The organism is Polynucleobacter sp. 39-46-10, from assembly GCF_002282275.1.
Genome location: NZ_NCJB01000403.1, coordinates 1 through 1,867, shown reverse-complemented (window position 1 = coordinate 1,867; position 1,867 = coordinate 1). Strand labels below are relative to the sequence as shown.

Genomic DNA, 1,867 nt, shown 5'->3' with positions numbered 1-1,867 from the left:
CTAGTCGTTGTGCAATTTGATCAATACATTGATCAAGTGATAGAGATTGCTGGGGCGCAGGGTCCATTAGGAATTTGTATCGGAAGTAATTGACTGAATACGTTTAAGCAACGAGTTGTTCGAGAGTCTTACGGAAAATATTTTTGAGTGGTACAACATCGTCCACATTCACACACTCATCAATTTTGTGACTCGTCGCATTAATCGGGCCAAACTCGACTACCTCTTTGCAGATCTTGGCAATAAAGCGTCCATCACTGGTACCACCAGTAGTAGAGAGTTCTGTATCGATTTTGGTTTCGTCTTTAATGGCTTTGCGGAGGGCGCCAGCAAGGGCACCATCGCCAGTAATAAATGGACTGCCACCCAAGACCCAGTCAATTTCAAAGTCGAGACCTGCGTCAGTAAGTATTCCTTCTAGACGACTGCGTAATTCCTCTGGCTTACTTTCAGTGGAAAAGCGGAAGTTGAAATCTACAGCTAGCTCGCCAGGAATGACATTGTTGGCACCGGTGCCAGCATGAATATTGGAAATCTGAAAACTGGTAGGCTGAAAATACTGATTGCCTTTATCCCACTCAGTTTCTACTAATGCTTGAATTGCGGGTGCTGAAATATGAATCGGATTTTTACCAAGGTGAGGGTAGGCAATGTGCGCCTGAATACCTTTGACTCGAAGCTTGCCTGAGAGCGAGCCACGACGACCATTTTTAATCATGTCGCCTAATTTATCTACTGAGGTTGGCTCACCAATCACGCAGTAATCCAAACGTTGACCATGCTTTTGCAAACGCTCACACATGATGACGGTGCCATCGTTTGCTGGACCCTCTTCATCACTGGTAATCAAAAAAGCAATAGAGCCTTTGTGATTGGGATGAGTGATGACAAATTCTTCTGTAGCAACTACAAAGGCAGCCAGTGAGGTCTTCATATCGGCAGCGCCACGACCATAAAGCATGCCGTCCCGAATGGTTGGGGTAAATGGATCATTAGTCCACTTTTCCAATGGGCCGGTGGGCACCACATCAGTATGGCCGGCAAACATTAAGACTTCACCTTGATCGCCTGATGTACCTTTTTTGATTGCCCAAAGATTGGTGACCTGGAAATTCTCGGGACCACTAATAACGCTTTCTGTATGAAAACCAATTGCTTGAAGGCGGTGGGCTATGAGGTCCTGACAGCCTCCGTCCGCTGGGGTGACCGAGCGGCAGGAGATGAGGGCTTCAGTTAACTCAAGGGTAGCGCTCATAGATCTAGATTAATCACGCAAGAGTTCGTTAATGGCGGTCTTTGCTCTGGTTTGGGCATCGACCTTCTTCACAATGATCGCAGCGTACAGGCTGTACTTGCCGCAAGCAGAAGGAAGGGAGCCTGGCACCACAACAGAGCCTGCTGGGACACGGCCATAATGGATTTCACCGGTTTCACGGTCGTAGATCTTGGTGCTTTGACCAATATAAACACCCATTGAGAGCACGGCGTTTTCTTCAATCACCACACCTTCAACCACCTCTGAGCGGGCGCCGATAAAGCAGTTATCTTCAATAATCACTGGACCAGCTTGGATCGGCTCTAAAACACCGCCAATGCCAACGCCGCCAGAAAGGTGAACGTTTTTACCGATTTGGGCGCATGAACCTACTGTTGCCCAGGTATCCACCATCGTGCCTTCACCGACATAAGCGCCAATATTGACGTAGGAAGGCATTAAAACAGCATTTTTACCAATAAATGAGCCACGACGAGCCATTGCAGGAGGAACTACGCGAAAACCGCCATTGGCGAAGTCTTGAGCGGTGTAGTGCTCAAACTTGCTAGGAACCTTGTCGTAGAACTGGGTATAGCCACCAGCACCCATTGG

The 1,867-nt window shown here is 47.8% G+C and carries 2 protein-coding genes; both read right to left on the bottom strand.

Features of this window, described 5'->3' with window-relative positions:
- Nucleotides 1-103: 103 nt before the first annotated feature.
- Nucleotides 104-1,255, bottom strand: coding sequence for a succinyl-diaminopimelate desuccinylase (gene dapE / locus B7X71_RS16145; protein WP_293601481.1), 1,152 nt, complete (start codon nt 1,253-1,255; stop codon nt 104-106).
- A gap of 9 nt (nt 1,256-1,264) precedes the next feature.
- The coding region (locus tag B7X71_RS16140; protein ID WP_293601480.1) for a 2,3,4,5-tetrahydropyridine-2,6-dicarboxylate N-succinyltransferase at nt 1,265-1,867 on the bottom strand (603 nt) is incomplete at its 5' end.

Bases quoted from the DNA above. Each gene is read 5' to 3' on its own strand.
- dapE (WP_293601481.1), bottom strand. From the start codon at position 1,255: ATGAGCGCTACCCTTGAGTTAACTGAAGCCCTCATCTCCTGCCGCTCG.